The following is an 8,224-nucleotide window of genomic DNA, read 5'->3' on the forward strand; positions in this document are numbered from 1 at the left end:
GCGTTTCTTGTGTACGAACATGATGCAAAGATAGCTTGCGCCACCCAAAAATTCAAATACAAAGTGTCACTTTATTGATTTTTAATGATTTACGGCCGTTAACGGCTATTAACGTGGAAAACAGGACAAGCCAAAAAAAGGAAGCCATTCGCTCTACATGACATATTTTTTTTATATCTTTGTAGCATAATCGTAACAGACATTACATATATTTATGAACACAAGCGACTATGTGATTATCTTCATGAAGATATTAGGCTCCTTGGCCTTACTGATCTACGGCATGAAGGTAATGAGTGAAGCCCTGCAGAAAATGGCAGGCTCGCAACTGCGTCACATCCTTGGCGCGATGACAACCAACCGATTCACAGGAATGCTCACAGGTGTATTTATCACTTGCGCCGTGCAATCTTCTTCCGCCACCACGGTGATGACCGTCAGTTTTGTCAATGCAGGACTGCTCACCTTGGCACAAGCCATCTCGGTGATCATGGGTGCCAATATCGGAACGACGCTCACCGCTTGGATCATGTCACTGGGTTTCAACGTTGACCTGACGATGGTCGTCTTTCCTGCATTCTTTCTGGGCATCATGCTCATCTATTCCAAGCGACGCCGCTACATCGGCGACTTCCTCTTCGGTATTGCCTTTCTTTTCTTTGCACTTGTCCTACTGAGCAATGCCGGTAAAGAACTCGACCTGGAACACAACCCGCAAGCCATCCAATTCTTCTCTTCCTTTAATATTCACAGCCACGCCAATATTGTTGTATTTGTGCTCATTGGTACACTGATTACATGTATCGTACAGAGTTCGGCTGCCGTGATGGCTATCACCATCCTACTCTGTTCCTCCGGTGTGCTGCCTATCTACTTTGGCATTGCCCTTGTCTTGGGAGAGAACATCGGCACAACAGCTACCGCCAACCTCGCTGCCCTCGGAGCCAACACACAGGCTCGGCGCGCGGCCATGGCACATCTGGTCTTCAATGTCTTCGGCGTCATTTGGGTACTGTGTCTGTTCTATCCCTTTGTCGACGGTGTGTGCCATCTTGTAGGTTACGATCCTACGGGAGCCGGATTCACACAAGCACAGAAGGCCGCAGTCCTACCCATCGTGCTCGCAGCGTTCCATACCTGCTTCAATGTGACGAACACGGCTCTGCTCATAGGCTTCATCCCACAGATAGAGAAAGTCGTCTGCTGGATCATCAAACCGAAAAGCAATAAAGATGAGGAAGATTTCCGTCTGCGTTTCATCCAGTCCGGTATCATGAAGACTCCTGAGCTCTCCGTACTGGAGGCTTCCAAAGAGATTCACTCCTTTGCTGAGCGCATGAGAAGAATGTTGCGCATGGTGCGAGAATTGCTCAGCACCAAGGATGCCAACGACTTTGTCAAGCTCTTCTCCCGCATAGAGAAATATGAGAGTATCGCCGACAATATGGAGATAGAGATTGCCAAATACCTCGATCAGGTCAGTGACGCGCACCTCAGCGACGAGACCAAAGACAAGGTACGCGCCATGCTGCGAGAAATATCCGAACTTGAGAGCATCGGCGACTCCTGTTATCATATAGCAAGAACCATCAACAGAAAATATACAGAAAAAGAAGAGTTCACCGCCGATCAGTATGAGCATCTTCATCAGATGTTCGCCCTCACCGACCAGTCAATGGGAGAAATGGAGCATGCGCTCATAGAGCACAAGACAGATATCGACATCAACCGCTCCTTCAACATCGAAAACGAAATCAACAACTATCGCAACCAGCTCCGCAGCAGAAACACCATTGATGTCAATGACCATAAATATACCTACGCCATAGGTACGATGTATATGGATATCATCAACGAATGCGAACGTGTCGGTGACTATGTTGTCAATGTCGTAGAGGCACGTACCGGCAAGAAGAAAAACGAGGCGTAAAACAGCCTGCTTTTAACGCCAGTAACAAAGTTATAAAATCACCACTACTGACAGTCAAATGTTACGAAGGCCTTATTGTGCATATATTTATGTCAATAAGGCCTTATTATTTGCTAAAATCCTTTAAACCGGAAGTAGATTCATTTATTTTTAGTACATTTGTAAAATCGAATATTTAACTGTAACTTATCAAAATAAAAATGATTCTACCGGAAACGAAAGAAAAACAAAGGATTACTGTCGACGTTGTTAGGACAGATCCAGACTCACATCAGTTTATTGTTACCTACGGAAATGACGGCAAACTCTACCGTCTGCCCATGCTCTTGTATCAGAAAAGAAGCACCGTACCAGATACCCTTCCCTGCATTATTGAAGAGTCTTTCAACGGTGGAATACATCTTAGACAAGACTATGAAACACTCATCCGACAATTCTATCATGAAGGCGACAAGGTAGAGTTCAGCATCAAACGCTCACACGACAACTTCTATATCCTTCAGGAATCGCATGGGTTTACAACGCGACTTGATAAAAGTTGTATCCCTAATCCTGCTCTCACACCGCGAGTCATCTGTCAAGTAGAAAGGATTAAAGGAAGATATATGCATGTACAGCCGGTAGAAAACCTACAGGCACACAAATACGACTTCCCCATTAAAGATCATCAGCTGTCCACTCTTTTAGGCAACAGAAAATGGAACAGCAATTCATTGCGAGAACTTCTCCTTGGAAGCACCAACCCAGACCTCTTTGACAATGCGTGTTATCAATGGATAGCCAATATGGCAAGCGAATACCACGACAAAGATCTTCTCAGGCAAGATCTCATCGACTTCAAGGACTGTCTGCTTCATGTGCTCGAACAGTCTGAATTGCTCAACATGTGTGACGCTGTTTCCAGAGACATCCTTGAGCACCGCTTCACAGACTTCATTGAGCAGACATCTTTCTTCATCAACGCTCTTGACCTCGTCAAAAACCAATTAGGAGAAAAATATATCGAACAAACGCTCAACAAACTGGAATGCAGCAACTATGTCTTCCACCCACGCGAGTGCTTCTTTACAATGCTCTGTATTTTTCTACAAGACGACAGTTTGATGCAGAAGTGCATGCCAAGGATGATCAGCATCATCAGGAAGCATGATCTTGCCTTATCCAAGCGGGCTCCTTTTGGTAAGCTATGGATCACTTTGCTGGAATACTACATTCGCAAGAGCTATGAGACTCCTGACAGTCTCAACAGTCAAGGTACGATCGAAACGATGATACAAGCCTTGGCTCTCCAGCTTAATTTGGCCGAAGACGACGATAGTGATCTCTTCGACGTGGTGCTCAACCGCAGTCTGCTCTATCGTCTTTGCAGCAAGATGGGAGTGGCTGACCCCAAGAGTCTGCTGGAAGAATCACTCTACAACCTGGTCTCAGACTCCGGTGATCAGGCGGCCTATGTAGTCAACACCGATGACGCCACACTCACTGCCAACATCATTGCCAACCAGGTTTCCGATACGATCGACTCATCGCTTGCTCCCGTGGAATACATGACAGACAATGCAAAACTACTGATCAAAGAGGGAAAGATTTCTATATCCGCCTCTGATGTGAACTCAGAGAATGTCTACACCCCCCTGCCAACCCGCCTAAACCTTTGGCACGCCTTTACGATCAGACTCAGCGAGAAGCCTTCCGCTGACCTCCGAGGTAACAAAAGCAACACTCTGCCACACTTCAAACAACTGTGGGATTTCATCTACAAGTCACTCTTTATCGGCAAACACCATAATAAGAAAAAGGAAAAGCCCAGACTCTTGCCAGGCGAAGAGGTGTCGATTATCATTAAGCAGAAGATACCATCCGACGATGAGTCCAAACTTCTCTTCCAATGCGAAGTCATCGACGAAGAGCTGCAAGGTATCAAGGGATATATCGACGCTGCAAGAGATATTGTACCTTATTATCCTGGGAAGAAACTATCGTTAGAAGATTTTTACCACAATGGAAGCCCACTCATTCTGCCAGCTGCTGTAGATGGTATTGAGGACGGAGAGTATCATTTCGTGATGAACGAGATCTGCATAGATTTCATGGAGGATTACCGTGTCGAACATCTTAACTTCAACAGTCGTTTGAAATGTGTACTCAACAATCCTCAGCCCGGAATCAAACGTGTGCCAGCGATCTCCACCAACGGTCTGTCGCTATCCGTGGATGTGGAGCCTGGCACTCCTCTCAGCGTGTTGTCAAAGGGTAAGGTCGTGGAAGTGTATAAGCCCACTCAAGGCAGACCGCCTTATATCAATGCCACCTATCGAGCCGATGTACCCGATATGATCTTCAGCGTGGGAGCTGCCTTCCATCAGTTCATGGTCAATCTTGCCCATGGCGAGGTATTCATCAATGAAGAGGAGCAGGAGAATTCAGAAGATTTTACCTCGACAATGGACGCCGATCACCTCACCGAATTGATGTATATCTTTGAGACCTACGCCAGTTTCGAGGATGATTACATCAAGGCCTATAACTATATCTCCACCTGTCGTGTACTTGCACGCATGCTCAATTCTGAGCGCGAACAGTACTACTGCAAACGTCTCTCCCTGCTGGAACTTCTCAACGACTTTGCTCTCAACAACAGTTTTTCGAAAGAAAGCCTGGCCATCCTCAACAATGCCGACAGTTTAGGCTTTGAGCAAGACTCGCATCTCTACAACGATTTCCAGCAGATGATCATCGTCTCGTGGCTCGATAATGATGAACACTACGATGAACTCTACCAGATGAGCTGCAAGCGAGAGAATCCTACATTGCAGATGCTGGCTGCCCTCGTCATGTCGCATAACACGGTGAAGAAAGCCGGATTGATCTCTCAAGCCGACGAGATACGGGAGAAAATACGTTCTATCCTCAAGCTCAGACACAACCAGAGCGACAAGAAAGACTATGGACGGGAAGACTACCACACAGAATTCAAAACCTCCATCGTCTATCCGGAAAACTCTATGCAGTCGAACTTGGCTGTGCAAACAACCAAAATTCTTCAGGAGATCTGTGCTTTCCTCAACGCTGACGGTGGTACGCTATATCTCGGCGTCAATGACCAAGGCATAGAAAGTGGTGTTGAAGAAGATCTCAAACATCCTAAATTCAACGGAAGCCTCGACCACTACGAAGATTATATCCATAACCAGGTGGCCACCTACCTTGGGCAAGAGGCTGCTCACAACATCAAGACCCGTTGGGATGAAGGTACAAAGGCCAATGTGCTGGCTATCTCTATTTTGCCCAGCCCCGACCCAATAGCTCTCAAAGGTGAATACTACGAGCGCATGGGCAAATCTGCCAGAAGAGTCAACAGCGACTATCTGACAGCATTCCTCATCGGACGCAAGAAGTGGGCCTCTGAGCATCAAATGAAAACTAAGGATGAAAGCCCTGCCATCATCAACACACCAGCAACCATCTCGCAAGAGATCAATGTCGGCACAGGCACCACGCCGGTACCATTCACCAATAAAATCAAAGACAAGATCCAAACCAGCAGGTTCAGAAATAATGTCATACATGACTATGAGTTGAACTACCTCCCTACTACTGCATACCTATGTTTCATCGACAATGATGAGTATAAACTGCTTCATCAAGACGACTACCGTACAGAAGACTACCGGCTGGAGTTGGCCATCCATGAAGAAGAAGAAAAATCATGGCTCATCATGGTCTACAGTGACGGCCGGGTAGTGAAAGCCAGCATGGAAAAGCTCCTTCACCGAGACTGTGACCGCACCTTCAAACGCTATTCCGGCAAAGAACTCATCTATGCAAGTATAGCTAATGACGATGATGAACTCATCCTCGGCTTTGTCGACGGAAAAGGCAACAAGCGGCTGCGCTTCGACGACATCTCAAAAATAAAAGAAAACAGCATGCAGGACTATGGTGAGACTCTATGCGACGTCAATTTCAGCGATATCCACTACGTTGAAATCATCAACCGTGATAAAGTGCCAGAGTGGGTACAGCACAATCCGCCAAGAAAAGAATTAGGCATCGTGCTGAAAACGGTCAACGGTAAGCGTATTGCCGATATGCTGCCAGGATGCAGTATCTGACCAAACAAAAGCGAGACATCGACATCATAAAAATACGTAGCAACCATGACACCAGAATTTATATTACGATTAGCAATTGCAGCTGTCTTAGGTGGAGTGATCGGTTTGGAGCGGGAGTATAGAGCCAAAGAGGCCGGCTTCCGCACCCACTTCCTTGTGGCCTTAGGAAGTGCCTTGTTCATGATACTATCCATGTATGGCTTCGACAGTATGATCAACGACACAACCCAAAAATTGTCCTACGATCCTTCCCGAATCGCCTCCCAAGTAGTGCCGGGCATCGGATTCATAGGTGCCGGTATCATCATCTTTCAAAAGCATGTTGTCAAAGGACTCACAACTGCCGCCGGACTGTGGGTCACCTCAGCCATTGGACTCACATGCGGTGCAGGTATGTTTGTCCTTGCCGCAGCTACCACTGTCATGGTACTCATGTGTTTGGAAGCACTCCACTTTGTTTCCAGCCGCTTTGCCACACGCAGCATTCTGCTGACATTCAGCTCAGACAAGCAAGAAAACATTCAGGTTGTTTTGCATAAGATGAGAGATGCCGGCATCGACATCGACTCCTATGAAATGCAGAAAAAAACCGATCCCAAAGGCATCGCCTATCAAGTGTCCATGGAGATCAAGGTGAAGCGCGAGCAATATCAGACTCGCATCATGCAGTTCATGGAGAAGATGGATGGTGTCAGTATACAGAATATAGAATAAGGCACGTACACCTTATTATATATATAGAAAGCTTCACTCACTAAGGCAACATCTTCTCCAATTGATCTATAGCATCCTCCATATCATGTGAGAAAGAAGAATGAGAGAGCAGATAATCCTTTCGCCCAGCCGAGAGATACTCATAGAGCGAAGGATTCATCTGTTCCACATAGTTGGAAATAGCATATTCTATATCATCTTTCTGTCCGTCACTGTGAGAATACTCATAGACCCGGTACTTCTGATGAAAGAAGCTATAAGCCGACTCTATACAACCCTGATCAAGGGAACCGCTACTTACCTTAGCAAAACGTTGTACCATATACTATTGAGAAACAAACCTATAATAAACGATATTGATACAAAATTACACAAAAAAGCCGAGAAAATAAAATAGAGTTAAAAGAAAAGACACAAAACAATAATAAAAAACATAATTCGTTGATCATTATATGGAAGACAAGAAAACTATAAAAAGACTACTATTTACAGCAATACTCAGTACCACGTTCAGCATAGCCTGGTCGCAAAGTACAATCATGCCTGACGCAATGCCTGGTATAGCTAAAAACGATCAGAAATCAGATACATTAACAGAGATGCATCTTCCATCCAGCATGGAGGATGAAGACTTTCATGGCTTTGCAGAACTCAACATTGATAATTTACTTTCCGTTTTAGAGAAATACAATGTTAAGGAAAAGAAGATTGTCTTAGCACAAGCACTATTAGAGACAGGATATTTTTCCAGCACACTCTGCATGGAAAGCCACAATCTCTTTGGTCTCCGCCATCCAAGCGACGGCAGTTACTATACCTTCAACAACTGGGAAGAGTCCGTTAAAGCCTATCTTGATGATGTGCAATATAAATACAATGGCGGAGATTACTATGCATTCCTTAAACGGATAGGATACGCAGAAGACAGAAACTACACATCGAAAGTGAAAAAGATAGCAGACAAGCTCAACATCTGATTCAACATCACATAGGGAGTGCGGCAATTATGCCGCACTTTTTTATTATCACACTTATCTCTTCTAGAGAGAAATAGAGAGTACGCAAAGTAAGAGAAGGATTCAGACAGAATTGCAACCCTCTCCTTAGATGAAGAAGGCAAAGAGCCGAGTCTATCAAAAAAGAGCCCTTTAAAACATTGCTGTCTTTATATAACGTACAACAAAAAGGGCCCTTGAAAACATTGCTGTCTTTATGTAAACGTACAACAAAAATAGCCCTTGAAAACATTGCTGTCTTCAAGGGCTCTTGTTGAAAGAGGGCGGCCTCCTACTCTCCCGCATTGCATTGCAGTACCATCGGCGCAAGTGGGCTTAACTTCTCTCCTGTTTTCCACGTTAATAGCCGTTAACGGCCGTAAATCATTAAAAATCAATAAAGTGACACTTTGTATTTGGATTTTTGGGTGGCGCAAGCTATCTTTGCATCATGTTCGTACACAAGAAAC

Annotated in this window: 4 protein-coding genes and 1 pseudogene; 4 read left to right on the forward strand and 1 reads right to left on the reverse strand. The window is 45.2% G+C overall.

Annotation, left to right across the window (positions count from 1 at the left end):
• Positions 1-214: 214 nt before the first annotated feature.
• From FYJ73_RS15230 to FYJ73_RS15240, 3 genes are all read left to right on the forward strand, one after another.
• A complete protein-coding gene (locus FYJ73_RS15230) occupies positions 215-1,930 on the forward strand; it encodes a Na/Pi cotransporter family protein (protein WP_154535594.1) in 1,716 nt (571 codons plus the stop codon).
• Positions 1,931-2,130: 200 nt separating this feature from the next.
• Positions 2,131-6,045 (forward strand): AlbA family DNA-binding domain-containing protein, encoded by a 3,915-nt coding sequence (locus FYJ73_RS15235; protein ID WP_154535595.1) that lies wholly within the window; start codon positions 2,131-2,133, stop codon positions 6,043-6,045.
• A 45-nt stretch (positions 6,046-6,090) separates the two neighbouring features.
• On the forward strand, positions 6,091-6,759 hold the full coding sequence (locus FYJ73_RS15240) for an MgtC/SapB family protein (RefSeq protein ID WP_154535596.1): 669 nt from the start codon (positions 6,091-6,093) through the stop codon (positions 6,757-6,759).
• A 40-nt stretch (positions 6,760-6,799) separates the two neighbouring features.
• On the opposite strand, the gene FYJ73_RS15245 is transcribed toward FYJ73_RS15240, so the two are convergent.
• The gene (locus FYJ73_RS15245) at positions 6,800-7,081 is read right to left on the reverse strand and encodes a hypothetical protein (RefSeq protein WP_154535597.1); all 282 of its coding nucleotides are present in this window, start codon (positions 7,079-7,081) and stop codon (positions 6,800-6,802) included.
• 325 nt (positions 7,082-7,406) lie between these two features.
• Here FYJ73_RS15245 and FYJ73_RS16070 point away from each other — a divergent pair.
• Positions 7,407-7,736, forward strand: a pseudogene (locus FYJ73_RS16070) (glucosaminidase domain-containing protein); the annotation flags it as partial.
• Positions 7,737-8,224: the final 488 nt, after the last annotated feature.

It is taken from the genome of Hallella mizrahii (assembly GCF_009695775.1).
Taxonomy (GTDB): Bacteria; Bacteroidota; Bacteroidia; order Bacteroidales; family Bacteroidaceae; genus Prevotella; species Prevotella mizrahii.

What these genes read in the sequence shown, in the direction of transcription:
- FYJ73_RS15230 (WP_154535594.1), top strand. Translation starts at nt 215, where the DNA reads ATGAACACAAGCGACTATGTGATTATCTTCATGAAGATATTAGGCTCC.
- FYJ73_RS15235 (WP_154535595.1), top strand. Translation starts at nt 2,131, where the DNA reads ATGATTCTACCGGAAACGAAAGAAAAACAAAGGATTACTGTCGACGTT.
- FYJ73_RS15240 (WP_154535596.1), top strand. Translation starts at nt 6,091, where the DNA reads ATGACACCAGAATTTATATTACGATTAGCAATTGCAGCTGTCTTAGGT.
- FYJ73_RS15245 (WP_154535597.1), bottom strand. Translation starts at nt 7,081, where the DNA reads ATGGTACAACGTTTTGCTAAGGTAAGTAGCGGTTCCCTTGATCAGGGT.